Origin of the sequence: Clostridium sp. Cult2, assembly GCF_021655075.1 — a bacterium.
In the GTDB taxonomy this organism is placed as follows: Bacteria; Bacillota; Clostridia; order Tissierellales; family Tepidimicrobiaceae; genus Schnuerera.
The window spans coordinates 81,547-101,461 of sequence record NZ_PPXX01000096.1; the positions used below are offsets into that span (position 1 = coordinate 81,547).

A 19,915-nucleotide genomic window follows, 5' to 3' on the forward strand; every position below is an offset into this window, starting at 1 on the left:
ATTGATTAAGTGGTGCTGTTGAATATGGTGGGTTTCCCAATGAAAATGGAGGTGAACCAAATGAAAAGAATTGTATTGATATTTCTACTAAACTCATGTATCCTTAAGTAGAAAATTGCAGTAATGGAGATTATTAAAAGAAAGGAAAATATTTATGAGACCTACAGGAAAAACAACTAAATATAACATAGTTGCAGATTATTTAAAAGATAAATTTGAGAAGTTTGATATAAGGATGGGGGAGAGAATCCCAACTGAACATGCACTTATGAAAAAATTTAATGTAAGTAGACATACAGTGAGGCAATCGTTGCAAATATTGGAGAATCAAGGATATATCAGTAGACAACAAGGAAGAGGTACTTTTTGCACTTATAGTCCAAAAATAAAAAAAACAAATAACAATATTGGAATAATAACAACATATATTTCTGAGTATATATTTCCATCTATAATTAGAGGCATCGATTCAATATTAAGTAATTTAGGTTATAATTTAGTCCTTTATAATACTAATAATAAAAAGGATTTGGAGAGATCTGTATTAAAAAACATTATCAATTCAGACATGTCAGGACTTATTATAGAACCAACTTCAAGCGCTTTGGAAAATACAAATCTCGATTTATATAGAGCCATAGAAAATTTGAATATACCCTATATACTAATAAATTCAATATATGAAGAATTAGATGTACCCTATATTATTATGGATGATGAATTGGGAGGATATACATTAACGAATTACGCCATTAATCTTGGACATAAAAGAATTTCAGGTATATTTAAGAAAGATGACCTGCAAGGGGTAAATAGGAAAAAGGGATTTATAGCAGCTTTAAAAAAGGCGAACATTAGCAATCCTCATATTGGAGAATACACAACGGATAATAAATTTATCTATCCATATAATTATACAAAATATCTATTAGATTTAAAAAATCCTCCAACTGCAATTGTATGTTATAATGATGAAATTGCCTTTAGTGTTATTAAAGCTATAAAAGATAAAGGGTTAAATATTCCTAAGGATATATCTGTTCTAGGTTATGACGATGCCCAATTATCAACAACGTCTAGTATTGAGTTAACAACAATTAGACATCCCCAAGAAGAAATGGGAATAAGAGCAGCAAGATATATAGTGGACATAATTGAAAAAAAATCAGAAGTATCTCCTTATATCTATAAGCCAGAGTTAATAGTTAGAAATTCTGTAATGCCAATTGTAAATTATTAAATCAATTTTTTGATATGAATTGTACGGACAATAATGCAGCAATTTAATAAAACATATTATGCAAAAAATGTTATGTTATGTTAAAGAATGCTTTATGGTTATGCAAAACTTAGTTGGAAACTATGATACAAAGGTTTGGTATTTCATTTATTTCTTAATTATTAATGTTGAATTATAATAATAAATTTGGTATAATTACGTTAATGTACGAACAAATTGTTGAATCAATTATAATTGATTTAATTTACATTTAAAACCAAGGGCTATTTTTTATAATTGGTATGCAAACGTTACTTTAATTAAGTTTATTACCACAAAAGTGGTTTAAATATAATAAAAGGAGGAAAAAAAATGAATAGGGCAAAAAGAATTTTATTATTAATTTTGTCACTTACATTAATAGTAAGTTTAGTAGCATGTACTAATGAAGGTGGCAAGGATAGTGAAGATGCGTCAGCTGGTGACAAAGAACAATATACCTTTGGGTACACTTGCATGACCATGAACAACCCTTTCTTCCAAATTTTAGAAAAATCAATTAGAGATGAAGTTGAGAAGAATGGAGACGTACTTATAACAACAGACCCAGCAATGGATGTAGCATTACAAATTAACCAAATTGAAGATATGATAACTCAAGGTATCGATGCAATATTTTTAAATCCAGTTGACTGGGAAGGAATTAGACCAGCCCTTGTTGCTTTAGAAGAAGCTGGCATTCCAATCATTAATTTCGATACTGAAGTTAAAGACTTTGAATATGTTACTGCATATGTTGGTTCAGATAACAAAAATGCTGGATTTGTATGTGGTGAAGATTTAGCTAAAAGATTCCCAGATGGAGGAGATATTGTAGTTTTAGACTCTCCATTAATGAATTCTGTAAATGACAGAATTGAAGGATTTTTAGAGGCTATTGAAGGAAAAGGCTTTAATATAGTAGCTCAACAAGACGCAAAAGGTGACTTACAAACTTCTATGAATATAACTGCTGATATTTTACAAGCTAATCCTGATATTGTTGCTATAATGGGTGGAAATGACCCAACTGCACTTGGTGCACTTGCTGCATGTAAAGCTGCTAATGCAACAGATATATTGATATATGGAGTAGATGGATCTCCAGATGCTAAATCAGAAATAGCACAAGGTGGACAATTTGTTGGTTCTGGAGCTCAATCACCAGTTCAAATTGGTGTAAAATCAGTGGAAGTTGGATATAAAATATTAAAGGATGAAGCTTATGAAGAAAGAACTCCAGTTGAGACATTCTTAATTAATGAAGATAATGTTGAAGAATATGGAGTAGATGGCTGGCAATAAAAATCAAATTTGCATTTTTAATATGGTGAGCTTTACTTATTTAAACAAGTGAGGCTCACTTACGTTAAAGAAGGTGAAAATATGAACAATAAGCTGCTAGAAATGAAAAATGTTAATAAGAGGTTTCCTGGTGTATATGCCTTAAAAGGGATAGATTTCAACCTGGAAGCTGGCGAAGTCCATGCTTTGCTGGGTGAAAATGGTGCGGGAAAATCTACACTTATGAAAATTTTAAGTGGAATTTATGAAATAGATGAAGGAGAAATCTTCATTAATGGAGAGAAACGTGTTATTGAAGATGTTAAAGATGCTCATAAAAATGGAATAAGTATTATACATCAAGATTTAGTTTTAGTACCCTATATGACAGTGGCTGAAAACATTTATTTAGGTCGTGAAATATTAACTAAGACTGGTCTAGTTGATAGGAAGGCTATGGTTGAAAAGTCTCAGGTTTTATTAGATGAATTTGAATTAGATATAAAAGCTGAAAACCAATTAAATTCATTAACTGTTGCTCAGCAACAAATGATTGAAATAATAAAAGCTGTATCTTTTGAATCAAAGATTATTGTTATGGATGAACCTACATCTTCCTTGACTGAAAAAGAAGTAGAATTTTTATTTAAAACCATAAATAATTTAAGGAATCAAGGTGTTGGAATTGTATATATTTCTCATAGACTAGATGAAATTTTTGAAATAAGTGATAGAGTCACAGTTATAAGGGATGGAGAATATGTAGGAACTGTTAGAACAAAAGAAACTAATGTAGACGAGCTAATATCTATGATGGTGGGAAGAGAGTTAAAAAACTATTATATAAGGGATTTTAATGAATCAGGCGAAACCGTTATGAGTGTTTGTGGTTTAAGTAAAAAAGGGAAATTACACAATATTAACTTTGAACTGAAAAGAGGAGAGATACTAGGATTTTCTGGTTTAGTTGGTGCTGGAAGAACAGACCTTATGAAATGTATATTTGGAATAGATAACTATAATGAAGGAAAGATAATCGTTGAAGGAAAAGAGGTAAATATTAAAAACCCAAATGATGCATTGAATTATAATATTGCCTATGTACCAGAAGACAGAAAAGAAGAAGGATTGTTTTTAATAGAGTCCGTTCGGTTTAATATGACCATAAAGATATTGAAAGAGTTTATTAGTAGGTTTAAGGTAAATTCAAAGTATGAAGAAGATATATCCTCAGAATTTATAGAGTCCTTATCAATAAAAACCCCAAGCTTAGAGCAAGCAGTTAATAATTTAAGCGGTGGGAATCAGCAAAAAGTATTAATAGCTAGATGGCTATTAACTAAACCAAAGATATTGATATTGGATGAACCTACAAGAGGTGTCGATGTAGGTGCAAAATCAGAAATATATTCTATTATGAATGAATTGGTAAATAGTGGGGTTTCAATTATTATGATATCCTCAGAATTACCTGAGATTATTAATATGAGTGATAGGGTTGTAATAATGCATAATGGCAGAATTCAAAAGATATTAGACAAAGAAGATTTCACTCAAGAAAAAATAATGCATTATGCTACAGGAGGTAATTAAATGATTCAAGATACTAGTTCCAAATCTAATAAAAAATCTAATATTTTTGTAAGAATTGGTCATGCAATGAGAAGATATATAAAAGAAAATAAGGGCATACTGATTGGTTTCCTAGTACTTTGTGTCTTCTTGTCTATTGTTAATCCAAGATTTTTATCATTTAAAAACATCAGCAATGTACTAAGACAAACTTCAACTAATCTTTATTTAGCCACAGCTATGACTATGGTAATTATACTAGGAGGAATAGACCTTTCTGTTGGTGCTGTAATTGCTTTAACTGGAGTAGTGACAAGTGGACTAATAGCTTTTAATGGATTTCCAGTATGGGTAGCTGTAATTTTTGGTATTTTACTTGGTATAATAATAGGGGCATTTAATGGATTGATTATTTCTTCAACTAAAATACCCCCATTTATTGTAACACTAGCTACTATGAATATTGCTAGGGGTGCCTCATATGTCTATACTGGTGGGAAACCTGTAAGGGTTATGTCGGATTCCTTTAATTTCATCGGCTCTGGATATATTAAGGGTATTTTACCAACTCCAGTTTTATACCTGATAATCATTTTGATTATAGCATCTTTAATAATGAATAGGACTAAATTAGGTAGATATATCTATGCTGTAGGTGGCAATAAGCAAGCAGCAAAGTTTTCAGGTATTAATATTAGAAGGACTGAATTTTTTGCATATACCTTTAGTGGACTTATGGCAGCAATAAGTGGGATAGTTCTAGCTTCAAGAATGTTTTCAGGACAACCTACTGCTGGAGAAGGTGCTGAGCTTGATGCTATAGCAGCTGTTGTTTTAGGTGGTACTAGCATGAGTGGTGGTTCCGGGAAGATAGGCGGAACTGTTTTAGGTGCTTTAATTATAGGAGTGTTAAGTAATGGTCTTAATCTTATGAGGGTACAATCATTTTGGCAGTATATAGTTAAGGGTATTGTTATTTTGGTAGCAGTATATGCAGATGCAATGAAAAAGAAAGATTAATTTGTTGGTAGGTGATTAAATGCGTAGAGGGATAGCAATTGCAGGTAATATAGCCGTTGATGAAATTAAATATATAGATAAATATCCTGCAAAATCTGAACTAACTACAATAAGGAATATAGATAGAAATACTGGTGGCATTATTTCTAATTGTGGAATTACATTATCAAGAATTGATTACAACATTCCAATAGAGATAATAACTTTAGTAGGGAAAGATGAAAAAGGAGATTATCTAAAGGAAACTTTAAGTAAATATCCAAATATTATTTTTAATCAAGTCAAAGCAGTTGGCAAAACACCCTTTACTGATGTAATAAATGATATATCGGATAAAAGTAGAACATTTTTTTTCTTTAGGGGAAACTCTCATCTTTTTAATGAAGATACTATTGATTTGGAGAAGTTAAATTCCAAAATATTGCATATAGGATATATATTGCTTTTAGATGGACTGGATGAAGAAGATGAGGTATATGGAACAAAGATGGCTAGGCTTTTGAAAAATGCTCAAGAAATAGGACTAAAAACTTCTATTGATATCGTTAGTGAAAATTCCAACAGATTTGTAGATAAAGTTCCTCCAAGTTTAAAATATACTGATTATTGTATAATTAATGAAATTGAAGCGGGTAAAAGTGTTAATGTAAATTTGAGAGATGCCAATAATAGATTAATTAAAGAGAATATAAGAGACGTTTTATATAAATTGAAAAAGCTGGGAGTAAAAGAGTGGGTAATTATTCACTGCCCAGAAGGAAGTTTTGGATATGATGGATTAAATATATATAGTGTACCTTCATTATTCTTGGAGAAAGAAAAAATAAAAGGAACAGTAGGAGCTGGAGATGCATATGCTGCTGGTGCATTGTATGGAGCTCACGAAGGTTTAAGTATTGAAGACTCAATGAAGTTAGCAACTTCTTCTGCAGCTTCTTTATTATTAGCTGAAGAGGGTGCTTCAGGAGTAAAGACTTATAATGAACTATTGAAGATGTTTGAGGAATATCCGAAACATGAGACTATAACAATTTAGGAGGATTAATATGTTAGTGAATATGAAAGAAGTATTATCAAAGGCTGAAGACGGTGGATATGCAGTAGGAGCATTTAATGTGCCATCCTTAGAAATGATGAGAGCAGTTCTAGAGGCAGCAGAAGAATTAAAAATGCCTTTAATATTGGCTCATGCAGAAGGTCATAATGAGGTTATTCCTTTAAGCTTAATTGGACCTATTTTAGTTAATGTTGCTAAAAATGCAAAAATACCAGTTGTAGTTCATTTAGACCACTGTTCAGATTTTGAATTAATTAAACAAGCAATCGATATTGGATTTACATCAGTAATGATTGATGCATCCCATATGGAATATAAAGATAATGTTGAAATAACTAAAAAAGTTGTTGATTATGCTAGTAAATATAATGTATCTGTAGAAGCTGAATTAGGTGTAGTTGCAACTTCAGAAATAGGTGTTGATGAAACTAAAGAAACTGCTGATGCAAGTGTAGAAAATATTTATACAGATCCTGATTTGGCAAAAAAATTTGTTGAAGAAACAGGGATTGATTCACTAGCTGCATCCTTTGGAACTGTACATGGTATTTACTTAAAAGAGCCAAAATTAGATTTTGATAGATTAAGAAACATACATGAAAGTGCAAAGATTCCAATTGTAATGCACGGTGGTTCTGGTTTGAAAGACGAGGATTATATAAATGCTATAGATAATGGTGTAAGGAAAATTAATTATTTTAGTTATCTTGCAAAAGAAGGAGCAGAGGCTGTTAGGGAATATCTTAATTCAAATAAAAATGTTTTTTACACAGATATTAATGTTGTAGGGAAAGAAGCCATGAAAGAAAAAGCGAAAAAGATAATTAAAATATTTTCAAGAAAATAAGGAGGTTATTCTGTTGAATATTGAAGAATATAACAAGTATAGAAATATTATTCTTGAAACATTGGATAAAGCCAATATTATTTTAACAGATGAGGAAAAAGAAAAAATCGAGGTTGCTGATTTTGGGCTTGGTAAATTTGAAGAGACGGGATTAGGGGCCATAACTTATGTTAATACTGATAATGTTTGTGCCAAGGAAATGGTACTTCTTCCTAATCAAACATGCCCAGAACATCTTCATCCACCAAGAGAAAAGGATCAGGGAAAGGAAGAAACTTTTAGATGTAGATATGGGACAGTCTATCTATATGTGGAAGGGCCTAAAACTGAAAACCCAAAGGTAACCCCTCCAAAAGGTGACGAAGAATATTATACTGTATATCATGAAATTGTTTTAAAACCTGGTGAACAACATACTCTTTACCCTAGTACATTGCACTGGTTTAAGGCTGGTAAGGAAGGTGCTGTCGTATCGGAATTTTCTACAAAGAGTACGGACGAAAGCGATGTTTTCACAGATCCTAGAATTAAGAGAATACCAGAAATAACAGAATAGAAATCAATAGATACAAATTTTACTTGCCAAAACTATTCCAATCCCCAATATTAATAGTTTTGGCAATAATTTTATCAATTTCAGAATTATAGAAATAATTAATTTTATTTTGGAGTATTTGTCACAAATAATGTATACTAAGAGGTGAGGACAATGGATAAATACACGATAGGAGTAGATTTTGGCACATTATCAGGTAGAGCTGTACTAGTAAACGTTAACACGGGGGAAGAGATAGATTCCAGTGTATATGAATATCCCCATCAGGTTATGGACCATAGATTACCTTCAGGGAAAGAGCTACCCCATGATTGGGCATTACAACATCCCCAGGATTATTTAGATGTACTGGCTAAGACTATACCAGATGTTTTGAAAAAAACCAATGTTAGTCCAGATGATGTTATTGGTATAGGAATAGATTTTACTGCCTGTACGGCTATACCTGTTAAAGAAGATGGAACTCCATTATGTTTTATAGATAAATATAAAGATAGACCCCATGCCTATGTTAAGCTGTGGAAGCATCATGCAGCCCAGGATTTGGCAAATAAGTTGAATAGTATTGCTGAAGAAATGGGTGAAAAATGGCTTAATAGATATGGTGGTAAAATATCTTCAGAATGGCTATTCCCTAAAATATGGCAAATGTTAGAAGAGGATTCAGAACTATATGATGAAATGGACAAATTTATTGAAGCAACGGATTGGATAGTATGGCAATTGACAGGGAAAGAAACGAGAAATTCATGTACAGCAGGGTATAAGGCCATATGGAATAAGAAAGAAGGGTATCCAGATAAAGCCTTTTTTAAAGCATTAGACAATAGATTAGAAAATGTAGTAGATGAAAAGTTATCAAGGGATATAATTCCCATAGGAGAAAAAGCTGGGGAGATTACAGAGTACGCTTCCAAGCTAACTGGATTAAACATTGGTACAGCAGTAGCTGTAGGAAATGTAGATGCCCATGTTTGTGCTCCAGCGGTAAAGATATATGAACCAGGGAAAATGCTTGCCATTATTGGAACTTCAACTTGTCATGTATTGTTGGGGGACCAAGAGAGAGAAGTACCAGGAATGTGTGGCGTAGTAGAAGATGGCATTATACCAGGATACTTTGGATATGAAGCTGGACAATCTTGTGTAGGAGATAGTTTTGCCTGGTTTGTAGACAATTGCGTAACAGCTGAATATATGAAAAAGGCAGAAGAAGAAGGAATGGATATACATCAATACCTAACCCAAAAAGCAGAGGAATTAAAAGTAGGAGAAAGCGGTTTATTAGCTTTGGATTGGTGGAATGGAAACAGATCAGTATTAGTAGATGTGGATTTAACAGGATTGATAATAGGTATGGACCTTCAAACTAAACCTGAAGAGATATATCGGGCATTAATAGAGTCAACTGCTTATGGTACAAGGATGATTATAGAAACCTTTAGAGAAAATGGAGTCCCAGTAGATGAATTTTATGCCTCTGGTGGAATATCACAAAAAAACCCTTTTATGATGCAGATATATGCAGATGTATTAAATATGCCAATTCATATAGCAGGAACTGAACAGGGTCCAGCACTAGGTTCTGCAATTTTTGCAGCTGTAGCAGCAGGCAGTGAAAAAGGCGGGTATAATGATGTAGTTGAAGCATCAAAAGTTATGGGTAAAGTTAAAGATATAGTATATACACCAATAAAAGAAAATGTAGAAGTATATGATAAATTATATGAGGAATATAAAAAACTTCATGATTATTTTGGTCGTGGGGAAAACAATATTATGAAGCGATTGAAAGATATTAAAAAGTCCACTACAAAGTAGGAGTGAACAATATGAATAATTATGAATTTTGGTTTATCATAGGAAGTCAACATTTATATGGAGAAGAGGTTTTGGAGAAAGTAAAAAACCATGGAGAAATAATGGTGGATGAGTTAAATAGAACACCAGATATTCCTTGGCCTATTAAATTTGTACATGTGGCTACTAGACCAGATGAAATAACTAAAACAATACAAAAAGCCAATTATGATGAAAATTGTGCAGGAATTATAGCTTGGATGCACACATTTTCACCATCCAAAATGTGGATTAGAGGATTGTCAAAATTGGATAAACCATATCTTCATATGAATACTCAATTTAACAGAGAAATTCCATGGAATGAAATCGATATGGATTATATGAATTTAAACCAATCAGCCCATGGTGATAGGGAACATGGATTTATAGGAGCAAGACTTAAATTGCCAAGAAAAATAGTCGTTGGCTATTGGAAGGATGAAGATTTTATAAAAAAAATTGGCAATTGGATGCGTTCAGCAATAGGAGTTATGGAATCTAGAAGTTTGAAAGTGGCTAGATTCGGTGATAATATGAGAGAAGTAGCAGTTACTGAAGGAGATAAAGTTGAGGCACAAATTAAACTTGGATGGTCAGTAAATTATTATCCCTTGGGGGATTTAGTAAAATATATTGATTCAATAGAAGAAAACCAAGTAGATAAATTGATGAAGGAATATGGAGAAAAATATGAATTATTTACGGACAACATAGAATCCGTTAGATATCAAGGTAGAATAGAACTTGGAATAAGAAAATTCTTAGAAGAAGGTAAATTTGGAGCCTTTACAACAACTTTTGAAGATCTATACGGATTAGACCAATTACCTGGACTTGCTGTCCAAAGACTTATGGAAGATGGATATGGATTTGGGGCAGAAGGAGATTGGCAAACAGCTGCTTTGACTTATATTATGAAAACAATGGCTAAAGGTCTTGATGGTGGTACATCTTTTATGGAGGATTATACCTATCACCTAGAAAAAGGTAATGAGTTAAATTTAGGTGCACATATGTTGGAAGTGTGCCCAACAATTGCAGATGGTAAACCTAAAATTCAAGTACACCAATTAGGAATTGGTGGCAAAGAAGCACCTGCTAGGATGGTTTTTGATGGCAAAGAGGGCAATATTATACTTGTATCCTTGGTGGATTTATGTGGTAGGATGAGATTAATTGTAAATGAAGCAGTTGCGGTAAAACCTCTAGATAATATGCCTAATTTGCCAGTAGCAAGAGTTTTGTGGAGACCATTACCAAATTTACAAACCTCTGCAGAAGCATGGATACTTGCAGGTGGGTCTCATCATACGGTTTTAAGCTATCCATTAACAGCTGATCATATAAGGGATTTTGCAGAGATGGTAGGAATAGAATTTATTCATATAAATAAAGATACTAATATAGTGGAACTAAAAAAAGAGTTGCTTTATAACGATATTGCATGGAAACTTAATTTGTAAGGAGAATTATTATGTTAAAGGATTTAAAAAAAGAAGTTTATGAAGCAAATATGTTGTTGAAAGAAAGTGGATTAGTAATACTGACTTGGGGCAATGCTTCTGGAATTAATCGAGAAAAAGGTTTATTTGTTATTAAACCTTCAGGAGTTCCTTATGAAAAGATGAAACCAGAAGATATGGTGGTTATGGATTTAGAGGGCAATAAGGTGGAAGGAGATTTAAATCCCTCCTCAGATACACCAACCCATTTAGAATTATATAGAAAATTTAAAGATATTTGTGGAATTGTCCATACCCATTCAAAATGGGCTACTATATGGGCTCAAGCAGGGAGAGGGATAGAACCTTATGGAACTACCCATGCTGATTATTTTTATGGCAAAATTCCTTGTACTAGAAGTATGACAGAAGATGAAATAAAAGGAAACTATGAGAGAGAAACGGGAAAGGTTATAGTTGAAACCTTTAAAGGCATAAATCCAACCTTAATGCCTGGAGTACTTGTAAAATCCCATGGACCTTTTACTTGGGGGAAGGACCCAATGGAAGCAGCACATAATGCTATAATATTGGAAGAGATTGCTCTAATGGCCTATGGCTCAGAACAGTTAAAGGATAATCTTAATAGAATGAATCAAAACTTATTAGATAAGCATTTTTTAAGGAAACATGGTAAGGATGCTTATTATGGGCAAAATTTGTAATAAAAGAGAGGGGGTATATAATTGTATTTTGTCGGTATAGATATTGGAACTTCTTCTGTAAAATTATTAATAATTAATGAAAAAGGAGAAATCATCAATAGCGTTAGTAAAGAATACCCTATATATTTTCCACAACCTTCTTGGTCGGAGCAGAATCCAGAGGGCTGGTGGGAACAGACATTAATAGGGCTAAAAGAATTATTAAAAGGAATAGATGGAAAATCTGTTAAGGCTATAAGCTTTAGTGGACAAATGCATGGGTTGGTAACTTTAGACAAAAATGATAATATAATTAGACCAGCAATACTTTGGAATGATCAAAGAACTGAAAAAGAATGCCTGTTTTTAAATAATACAATTGGGAGAGAGAAAATTTCTCATTGGACAGGCAATATTGCATTAACTGGTTTTACAGCTCCTAAAATTTTATGGTTAAAGGAAAATGAACCAGATAATTTTGAAAAGATAGAGAAAATAATGCTGCCAAAAGACTATATAGCATATAAGATGAGTGGAGTATTTGCAACGGATTATTCTGATGCTTCTGGAACCTTGTATTTAGATGTAAAGAATAAGAAGTGGTCTGAGGATATGCTAGATATTCTAGGAATTTCAGTTCATCAACTTCCTAAGCTTTATGAATCGTATGAAGCTATAGGTAATATTAACAAGGATTTAGCAGATGAATTAGGATTAAATGATAATGTTAAAATTGTTATTGGTGGAGGAGATCAAGCTGTTGCTGCAGTTGGAGGGGGAATAGTTAATGAGTATGAATGCTCTGTATCTTTAGGAACATCAGGAGTAATCTTTGCTAATACTAAAGATTTCCTTGTAGATGATAATAATAGACTTCATTCATTTTGTAATGCAAATGGGAAATACCATGTAATGGGCGTTACACTTGCAGCTGCTGCTTCATTGAAGTGGTGGGTTGAAAAAATAAATAAATCAGCTCGATATGATGAAATTGTTTCTGAGATAACAAAGGCTGATGTAAATAAAAATATATTCTTTTTACCTTATCTAATGGGTGAAAGAACTCCACATAATGACCCAAATGCAAGAGGGGTTTTCATAGGAATGGATATGACCAATGAAAAGAAAGATATGACTCGTGCAGTATTAGAAGGTGTAGCTTTTTCTCTTCGTGATACTTTTGAAATCATGAAAGATATGGGAATTAATATTTCTGAAATCACTATAAATGGAGGAGGAGCTAGAAACCAAATATGGTGTCAAATAATATCAGATATATTGAACGTTAAAGTAAACAAGGTAAATTCAGAAGAAGGTCCATCATATGGGGCAGCAATCCTTGCTACTGTAGGGCATAAATTATTTGATACTGTAGATGAAGCATGCAATTCCTTTATTAAAGTCAACAGCACAATTCATCCAAATCCTGATTTAGTTAATTACTATGATGAGAAATATAAAAAATATAAGCTTATATATCCGTCGATTAAAGGATTATATAAGGAGCTAAATTGAAGGTTTATTTGTCATTAGCCATTTTTATAATTCTAATCAAATTTTAATGTTTCTTGAATTGTTTTTGAACTTTCTATTGCTATAATGAAGCTACAATAAATAATAGGAGGTTATATTTATGGTAACTCTAGATCAAGTTGAGAAATTACGCCAACGAGCAAATATTTCTTACGATGAAGCAAAAGCAGCCCTTGAAGAAACTAATGGCGATATTCTCGAAGCTATAATCAACCTTGAAAAGCAGAATCGCATTAAGGTACCTGAGGGAGGGGGCTATTACAATTCGAGAAGCTCAGAGGAAAATAGAGGGAGTAATGGCTTTGACAAAAAGGCAAAAAAGGAATCCAAAGGGGATAATGGCACATCTTTTGGAGAATTAGTAGGTAGATTCTTTAAATGGTGCGGAAAGGTAATAAGCAAAGGGAACAGAAATCATTTTGAAATTATAAAAGACGGAAATAATATAATGACCATTCCAGTTACAGTATTAGTTGTCCTTGTTGTATTTATGTTCTGGGTTATAATCCCTATTATAATTTTGGGACTATTCTTCGGATATAGATATATGTTTAGTGGTCCTGATTTAGGGAAAGAAAATGTAAACCGTGCCATGGATTCGGTTGCTGATGCAGCTGAGAATTTAAAAAAGGAAGTAAAAGGTGAGAAATCTAATGGGGAGAATTCTGATAGTTGAAGATGAAGAAAAAATTGCACGTTTTATAGAACTAGAGCTTATATATGAGGGTTATGAAGTAGAGAAGGCTTTCAATGGAAGAGATGGGCTGGAATTAGCAAAAACCCAGCCCTTTGACCTAATATTGCTTGATATAATGCTACCGGGTCTTAATGGAATTGAAGTCCTTAGAAGGATTAGGCAATTTTCTGATTTGCCTATAATACTTCTTACTGCTAGAGATGCAGTTGTAGATAAGGTTACAGGCCTTGATGGAGGTGCTGATGACTATATTACAAAACCTTTTGCAATAGAAGAGTTGCTAGCACGCATTAGAGCAGCTCTTAGAAAAAGGGAGACAAATAATGAATTGGAAACATCAGCTGAACTGGTTATAGGAGATTTACGTCTTGACCCTAATAGAAGAGAAGTTCGAGTAAAGGATACATTAGTGCATTTGACAAAACGTGAATTCGATTTATTGTATTATCTATTAGAGAATAAAAATATAGTTATAAATCGTGAAACTCTACTTGAACATATTTGGGGTTACGATTTTTCAGGTGGAACCAATGCAGTAGATGTATATATTAGATATCTTCGTGCTAAGATTGAAGAACCCTTTGGGCTAAAAATAATATATACTGTACGGGGAGTGGGGTATGTAATAAAAGATACCTTTGGAAACTGTAGTTGATAAGTGAATTATATATTAATCTAACGCTAAAGGAGGACAATATGATTTATACTGTAACATTAAATCCAGCTATAGATGAGACTATAGTAATAGAGGAGTATCAAAGAAATGAGGTAAATAGGAGTCTAGATTCTAGAAAGGATGTAGGTGGAAAAGGAATCAATGTATCCAAGGTATTAAATATATTTGGAATAGATAGCATATGTGCAGGCATATTGGGAGATGAAAACTCTAAAATTTTCATAGATTATTTGAAGGGTCTTAATATTGAAACTGATTTTTATATTATATCCGGAGAAAATAGAACCAATATAAAGATAGTAGAAAGAAAACTTGGAACTATTACAGATATAAATAATAAAGGATTTAAAGTAAAAAATGAGGATTTGGAGGATTTTTTAGGACATTTCTTGTCACAAGTAAAAGAAGGAGATTTAGTAGTACTATCAGGAAGTCTACCTAAAGGTATTGGAAATCATATATATAAATATATAATTGAAAGCTTAAATCTAAAATCTGTTAGAGTCATTTTAGATGCAGATGGCAAACCTTTGCTGAAAGGAATAGAAGCTATACCCTATGCTATAAAGCCCAATATTCATGAGTTAAAGAGTATAGTAGATGTAGATGAAAAGGATATGAATTCTATATTAAAAGGTGGCAAATATTTAATTGATAAAGGAATAAAAAAGGTTTTAATTTCTTTAGGATCAGAAGGGGCAATATATATTACTGAAAAAAATGCTTATATTTCTAAGGAAATTAAAGTACCTATTAAAAGCACAGTGGGAGCAGGAGATGCTATGATTGCAGGGTTAATTTACGCCATTGAAAACAACCTTACTGATTTTCAATCATTGAAAATAGCTGTAGCTTGTGGTACAGCTAAAGTAATGACAGAAGGTACAAAAATACCAGATATAGATATAATAAGAGAAATATTAAAAGATATTGTAGTAGAATCTATAGAATAATAGGGAAGGGACAGACAAAATCTATCCCTTTTTATAATTATCAGCTATTTTCACTAATTACATCCACAAAGATTAGACAATTTTACATCTATTACAAAGCTGCATTAATCGTCCATATTATCATAAATATCAGATACTAAATCAATTATTCTATTTTTATTTCCCCTTGATTTTCAATAAATTCAAAAGTTGCCATAGAAAATATTCCATCAAAATATTCATCTCTTTGATTTTATTATAAAGGAAAAATACACTCAATTAATATTGTACTACAAATATCTAGAGCAATCCTTCTTTTATATAATTTATTATTTATATAGATAAAAAATGGACAAGGTGCTGTTCAATAAGCACCTTGTCCAAACTATTATAAGAATGTTTTTATTTCATATTTGTTAAGCTTGTCTTGTATCCAAGTATCATATACTTCTTGGAATTTTTGCTGGAACAGTATATCTTTTATATCATCTTTACTGTCTTCGAAATTAGCTTCTTTTGCTTCCTTTTTATCTTCTACTTCAATAATATGATATCCAAAATTGGTTTTAACAGGGTCACTAATTTCTCCAATTTCTAATGAAAAGGCTGCTTCTTCAAATTCTTCTGCCATTCTTCCTCTTTTGAAGAATCCTAAGTCTCCACCTTGTTCACTATTGCTAGTATCTTTAGAATATTCTTTAGCCAATTCTTCAAAACTTTCACCTTTGGATAATTTTTCTTTAACTTCCAAAGCAGTTTCCTCATTCTCAACTAATATATGGCGAGCTTTAACTTCCTCTTGTTGCTTAAAAGAATCTTTGTTTTCATTGAAATAATTTTTCATATCCTCATCAGTTATTGGGATTTCTGGTTCTAATAATTTAGTAAGGTATAGATTCATCTTTATATCCTCTTTTAATTCATCTTCAGTAAAACCAGAAAACAATAGGGCTGATTCAAAGGCTTGTTGTCCGCCTAAGTTTTCTATCATTTTATCAGTTTGCTCTTTAACTTCTTCTTCAGTGATTTGGATATTTTGCTTTTCTGATTCTAGAAGTATAATCTTATTGACAATTAATATATCCAATGCACTTTCGCCACTTGCCTTGATTAAAAAATCATATAATTCATCCTTAGTAATCTTTTCATCACCTACGAGGGCTACTACATTTTCCTCTTTCTTATCTCCATTGAAACCTAATTTAACAGTTACTAATGCTCCAACTATTATTACAACGGCTATAAGTAATGCAATAATTCTTTTTTTGTTTGTTTGCTCTATCAATAATCTTCCACCTTTCTAATATTAATCTTATTTGATTATACCATATAGTTTTAGTTTATAGATGATTTAATATTATTTTTAACAATTTCCCATAAATTTGTTTTTACAAATGAAAAGTATAAAACATTGTTTACAGAATATTTGTTAGATGATAACATTCAATTAAGACATTAAACTTCTTAATCAGTAAGATTAATAGATAAGGAGAGAAAACATTATGAAAGAGATAAAAACAATTGAATTTAAAGGAGATATTCTATACCTAATAGACCAGAGAAAACTACCTATTTCCTATGAAATATTTCAATGTAGAACTTATAAGGATGTAGATTTTGCCATAAAGGATATGGTTGTTCGAGGAGCACCAGCTATAGGAGCAACAGCAGCCTATGGAGTAGTTTTAGCAGCAAAGGAATTTTCAAATTTGGATAAGGAAAAATTTATAGCTAATATGGATAAGGCTCTAGACCTATTAAATAAATCAAGACCTACAGCAGTGAATTTAATGTGGGCTATAAATAAAATGAGAAATCTTATTGAAAAAAATAAGGATTTATCCGTAAATGAAATATACAAGAAGATAAAGGATGAAGCAGATACTATATTAAAGGAAGATATAGATACCAATAGGAAGATGGGGAAATATGGCAATGAAATAGTTAATGGAAAAGCAACTATTTTAACTCACTGTAATACAGGAGCCCTTGCTACTGCAGGGTTTGGAACTGCATTAGGAGTGGTAAGGGAGGCCTTTTATAGTGGAAAAGATATATTTGTCTACGCTGATGAAACCAGACCAAGATTACAAGGAGGGAGGCTTACAGCCTGGGAATTAGTACAAGAAGGTATTCCATCTAAACTTATTGCTGATAGTGTAGCTGCTACTTTGATAAGAGATGGAAAGATAGACCTAATATTAGTAGGAGCAGATAGAATAGCTTTAAATGGAGATACAGCAAACAAAATAGGCACATTTATGCTATCCGTATTGGCTAAGGAGTACAGTGTGCCTTTTTATATAGTAGCTCCAACTACTACCATAGATTTTGAAATAGAAACGGGAAAAGAAATAGATATTGAAGAAAGGGATAGCAAAGAAGTTACTCATATTGAAAATATTAGGATAGCCCCGGAAGGAATGGAAGTATACAATCCAGCCTTTGATGTAACTCCCAATGAAAATATAACGGGGATTATTACGGAGAAAGGAATAGTGAAACCTCCATTTAAAGAGAATATATTGAAACTTAAATAATAAAGGGTGATTTATAATGGATAACAAAGAATATAATTTTGAAACCATGGCAATACATGCTGGTTCTGATGGAAAACATGCCAATAATGCGTTAAATCCACCAATATATCAAACTTCTACTTTTATATTTGATAATATAGACCATGTGGAAAAAGTAATGTCCTTTGAAAGTGATGATTATGTATATACTAGAGGTAATAATCCTACTTTACGTCTTTTTGAAAATAGGATGGCAGCATTGGAAGAAGGAAAAGGAGCAGTAGCTTTTTCATCGGGAATGGCAGCTATAAGTTCCGTACTATTTTCATTATTAAAACCAGGAGATAATGTAATAGTAAATAAAACCTTATATGGTTCTAGTTACAATGTAGTAACCAACCTACTTCCTCAGTATAATGTAGAATGCAGAATAGCTGACTTAAGAGATTTAGATAAATTAAGGGATTTAATAGATGAAAAGTCTAAAGTTATATATTTTGAAACACCTTCCAATCCCAATCTTACTATTTTAGATATAGAAAAAATTTGTAGCATTGCAAAAGAAAAAGATGTAAAGGTAGTAATCGATAATACTTTCGCAACTCCATATTTTCAAAGGCCTTTGACTCTAGGTGCAGATGTGGTAGTCCATAGTGCTACTAAATATATATGTGGACACGGTGATGTAGTTGGTGGAGTTGCAATAGCTAAGGACATGGATTATATTCATTACCTTAAATTCGACTATATGTGTGAATTTGGTGGGGTAATGAGTCCCTTTAATGCTTGGCTTTTACTTAGAGGACTAAAAACTTTAGGAATAAGGATGAAACAACATGAAAAAAATGCATTAATAGTGGCAAATTTTTTAAAAAATCATCCAAGAGTAAGAGAGATTTATTATCCAGGTCTTGAAGACTTTGAAGGATTTTCAATTGCTAAAGAACAAATGACTGGGTTTGGAGCTATGATTAGTTTTGAAATAGATGGAACCTTAGAAGAGGCAAAAAAATTTGTGAATTCAGTAAAACTTGCCCAATTAGCTGTGTCCCTTGGTGATTGCGAGACCCTCATTGAATTACCAGCAGCTATGACCCATAGAGGATATCCTCGTGAAGAATTAGCTAAATTTGGTTTGACAGAGAGTATGATAAGGATATCTGTAGGATTGGAGCATTATGAAGACATTATATATGATTTAGATAGGGCATTATCAGTAATCTAATAGGAGGATATACCAAATGTTGATGAAAAAGGAAAGAGAATTAATCGTTGAATATGGGAAAAAACTATTAACTTCTGGTCTTACGAAAGGCACTGGTGGGAATTTAAGTATTTATAATAGGGAAGAGAAGTTAATGGCCATTAGCCCTTCTGGAATTGATTATTTCAAAACCAAGCCAGAAGATGTGGTAATATTAAATATCAAAGGTGAACAAGTAGATGGGGATAGAAAACCTTCTAGTGAGGTGGAAATGCATAGAATATTTTATGAAAGAAGGACTGATATAGACGCTATAATCCATACTCACACTATGTATGCAACTACCTTAGCCTGCCTAAATTGGTCCTTGCCGCCAGTTCATTATATGGTAGCTTTAGCAGGATTAGATGTAAGATGTGCTAAATATGCCACTTATGGCACTAAGGAGCTGGCGGAAAACGCCTTTGAAGCAATGAAAGATAGAAAGGCTGTATTATTAGCAAACCATGGTCTTTTAGCTGGTGCTAAGGATTTATTAAATGCATTTAATATAACTGAAGAAATAGAATACTGTGCAGAGTTATACTATAGAACTAAATGTATAGGAGAACCTGTAATTCTTCCAGAAGAAGAGATGATGTTAATGATAGAGAAATTTAAAACCTATGGACAAAGGAAGGAATAAGGACAACTATAAAATCCCTTGCTAATCGTAACTTGTTTGTAACCTATATTTTCCAAACTAACAGTATAATATAGATATAGAGCAGTT

18 protein-coding genes are annotated in these 19,915 nt (G+C 32.3%); 17 read left to right on the top strand and 1 reads right to left on the bottom strand.

The window, feature by feature from the left end; all coding sequences use genetic code 11:
• Positions 1-154: 154 nt before the first annotated feature.
• The 14 genes from C3E90_RS10155 to pfkB all read left to right on the top strand — a co-directional run bounded on the left by C3E90_RS10155 (position 155) and on the right by pfkB (position 15,441).
• Positions 155-1,240 (top strand): GntR family transcriptional regulator, encoded by a 1,086-nt coding sequence (locus tag C3E90_RS10155; RefSeq protein WP_236915543.1) that lies wholly within the window; start codon positions 155-157, stop codon positions 1,238-1,240.
• Positions 1,241-1,591: 351 nt separating this feature from the next.
• Complete coding sequence (locus tag C3E90_RS10160; RefSeq protein WP_236915544.1) at positions 1,592-2,563, top strand: sugar ABC transporter substrate-binding protein; 972 nt, start codon at positions 1,592-1,594, stop codon at positions 2,561-2,563.
• A gap of 81 nt (positions 2,564-2,644) precedes the next feature.
• Positions 2,645-4,135 carry a sugar ABC transporter ATP-binding protein gene (locus C3E90_RS10165; protein WP_236915545.1) on the top strand — a complete coding sequence of 497 codons (1,491 nt, stop codon included), beginning with the start codon at positions 2,645-2,647 and terminating at the stop codon, positions 4,133-4,135.
• Between the two features lie 66 nt (positions 4,136-4,201).
• A complete protein-coding gene (locus tag C3E90_RS10170) occupies positions 4,202-5,134 on the top strand; it encodes an ABC transporter permease (protein ID WP_236915592.1) in 933 nt (310 codons plus the stop codon).
• Between the two features lie 19 nt (positions 5,135-5,153).
• A complete protein-coding gene (locus C3E90_RS10175) occupies positions 5,154-6,170 on the top strand; it encodes a carbohydrate kinase family protein (RefSeq protein ID WP_236915547.1) in 1,017 nt (338 codons plus the stop codon).
• Between the two features lie 10 nt (positions 6,171-6,180).
• Positions 6,181-7,038 carry a class II fructose-bisphosphate aldolase gene (locus tag C3E90_RS10180; RefSeq protein WP_236915548.1) on the top strand — a complete coding sequence of 286 codons (858 nt, stop codon included), beginning with the start codon at positions 6,181-6,183 and terminating at the stop codon, positions 7,036-7,038.
• A gap of 13 nt (positions 7,039-7,051) precedes the next feature.
• Complete coding sequence (locus tag C3E90_RS10185) at positions 7,052-7,594, top strand: D-lyxose/D-mannose family sugar isomerase (protein WP_236915550.1); 543 nt, start codon at positions 7,052-7,054, stop codon at positions 7,592-7,594.
• Positions 7,595-7,747: 153 nt separating this feature from the next.
• Positions 7,748-9,415 (top strand): ribulokinase, encoded by a 1,668-nt coding sequence (gene araB / locus C3E90_RS10190; RefSeq protein ID WP_236915551.1) that lies wholly within the window; start codon positions 7,748-7,750, stop codon positions 9,413-9,415.
• Positions 9,416-9,426: 11 nt separating this feature from the next.
• Complete coding sequence (gene araA, locus C3E90_RS10195) at positions 9,427-10,899, top strand: L-arabinose isomerase (RefSeq protein WP_236915552.1); 1,473 nt, start codon at positions 9,427-9,429, stop codon at positions 10,897-10,899.
• Positions 10,900-10,910: 11 nt separating this feature from the next.
• A complete protein-coding gene (locus tag C3E90_RS10200; protein ID WP_236915554.1) occupies positions 10,911-11,603 on the top strand; it encodes an L-ribulose-5-phosphate 4-epimerase in 693 nt (230 codons plus the stop codon).
• Between the two features lie 21 nt (positions 11,604-11,624).
• Positions 11,625-13,097 (top strand): xylulokinase, encoded by a 1,473-nt coding sequence (gene xylB, locus C3E90_RS10205; RefSeq protein WP_236915555.1) that lies wholly within the window; start codon positions 11,625-11,627, stop codon positions 13,095-13,097.
• 118 nt (positions 13,098-13,215) lie between these two features.
• Entirely contained in the window at positions 13,216-13,791 is a 576-nt protein-coding gene (locus C3E90_RS10210; RefSeq protein ID WP_236915556.1) for a DUF4342 domain-containing protein, read from the top strand.
• Positions 13,769-14,467: a response regulator transcription factor gene (locus tag C3E90_RS10215; protein ID WP_236915558.1), complete on the top strand. Its 699-nt coding sequence runs from the start codon at positions 13,769-13,771 to the stop codon at positions 14,465-14,467. Before C3E90_RS10210 ends, C3E90_RS10215 begins: the two co-directional genes overlap by 23 nt.
• A gap of 41 nt (positions 14,468-14,508) precedes the next feature.
• Positions 14,509-15,441, top strand: coding sequence for a 1-phosphofructokinase (gene pfkB / locus C3E90_RS10220; RefSeq protein WP_236915559.1), 933 nt, complete (start codon positions 14,509-14,511; stop codon positions 15,439-15,441).
• A gap of 367 nt (positions 15,442-15,808) precedes the next feature.
• Here pfkB and C3E90_RS10225 read toward each other — a convergent pair whose 3' ends face one another.
• The gene (locus C3E90_RS10225; RefSeq protein ID WP_236915560.1) at positions 15,809-16,705 is read right to left on the bottom strand and encodes a peptidylprolyl isomerase; all 897 of its coding nucleotides are present in this window, start codon (positions 16,703-16,705) and stop codon (positions 15,809-15,811) included.
• Positions 16,706-16,922: 217 nt separating this feature from the next.
• Here C3E90_RS10225 and mtnA point away from each other — a divergent pair, with 217 nt between their 5' ends.
• The 3 genes from mtnA to C3E90_RS10240 are packed head-to-tail and all read left to right on the top strand — an operon-like array spanning position 16,923 to position 19,828.
• Positions 16,923-17,960 (top strand): S-methyl-5-thioribose-1-phosphate isomerase, encoded by a 1,038-nt coding sequence (mtnA, locus tag C3E90_RS10230; protein ID WP_272879120.1) that lies wholly within the window; start codon positions 16,923-16,925, stop codon positions 17,958-17,960.
• Positions 17,961-17,976: 16 nt separating this feature from the next.
• Positions 17,977-19,164 (top strand): trans-sulfuration enzyme family protein, encoded by a 1,188-nt coding sequence (locus C3E90_RS10235; protein WP_236915561.1) that lies wholly within the window; start codon positions 17,977-17,979, stop codon positions 19,162-19,164.
• 16 nt (positions 19,165-19,180) lie between these two features.
• A complete protein-coding gene (locus tag C3E90_RS10240) occupies positions 19,181-19,828 on the top strand; it encodes an L-fuculose-phosphate aldolase (RefSeq protein WP_236915562.1) in 648 nt (215 codons plus the stop codon).
• Positions 19,829-19,915 lie beyond the last annotated feature (87 nt).

Excerpts from the sequence above, each read along its gene's own strand:
- mtnA (WP_272879120.1), top strand. The coding sequence starts at position 16,923 with ATGAAAGAGATAAAAACAATTGAATTTAAAGGAGATATTCTATACCTA.
- C3E90_RS10170 (WP_236915592.1), top strand. The coding sequence starts at position 4,202 with ATGAGAAGATATATAAAAGAAAATAAGGGCATACTGATTGGTTTCCTA.
- C3E90_RS10210 (WP_236915556.1), top strand. The coding sequence starts at position 13,216 with ATGGTAACTCTAGATCAAGTTGAGAAATTACGCCAACGAGCAAATATT.
- C3E90_RS10165 (WP_236915545.1), top strand. The coding sequence starts at position 2,645 with ATGAACAATAAGCTGCTAGAAATGAAAAATGTTAATAAGAGGTTTCCT.
- C3E90_RS10240 (WP_236915562.1), top strand. The coding sequence starts at position 19,181 with ATGTTGATGAAAAAGGAAAGAGAATTAATCGTTGAATATGGGAAAAAA.
- C3E90_RS10215 (WP_236915558.1), top strand. The coding sequence starts at position 13,769 with ATGGGGAGAATTCTGATAGTTGAAGATGAAGAAAAAATTGCACGTTTT.
- pfkB (WP_236915559.1), top strand. The coding sequence starts at position 14,509 with ATGATTTATACTGTAACATTAAATCCAGCTATAGATGAGACTATAGTA.
- araB (WP_236915551.1), top strand. The coding sequence starts at position 7,748 with ATGGATAAATACACGATAGGAGTAGATTTTGGCACATTATCAGGTAGA.
- C3E90_RS10155 (WP_236915543.1), top strand. The coding sequence starts at position 155 with ATGAGACCTACAGGAAAAACAACTAAATATAACATAGTTGCAGATTAT.
- C3E90_RS10180 (WP_236915548.1), top strand. The coding sequence starts at position 6,181 with ATGTTAGTGAATATGAAAGAAGTATTATCAAAGGCTGAAGACGGTGGA.
- C3E90_RS10175 (WP_236915547.1), top strand. The coding sequence starts at position 5,154 with ATGCGTAGAGGGATAGCAATTGCAGGTAATATAGCCGTTGATGAAATT.
- C3E90_RS10235 (WP_236915561.1), top strand. The coding sequence starts at position 17,977 with ATGGATAACAAAGAATATAATTTTGAAACCATGGCAATACATGCTGGT.
- araA (WP_236915552.1), top strand. The coding sequence starts at position 9,427 with ATGAATAATTATGAATTTTGGTTTATCATAGGAAGTCAACATTTATAT.
- C3E90_RS10200 (WP_236915554.1), top strand. The coding sequence starts at position 10,911 with ATGTTAAAGGATTTAAAAAAAGAAGTTTATGAAGCAAATATGTTGTTG.
- C3E90_RS10160 (WP_236915544.1), top strand. The coding sequence starts at position 1,592 with ATGAATAGGGCAAAAAGAATTTTATTATTAATTTTGTCACTTACATTA.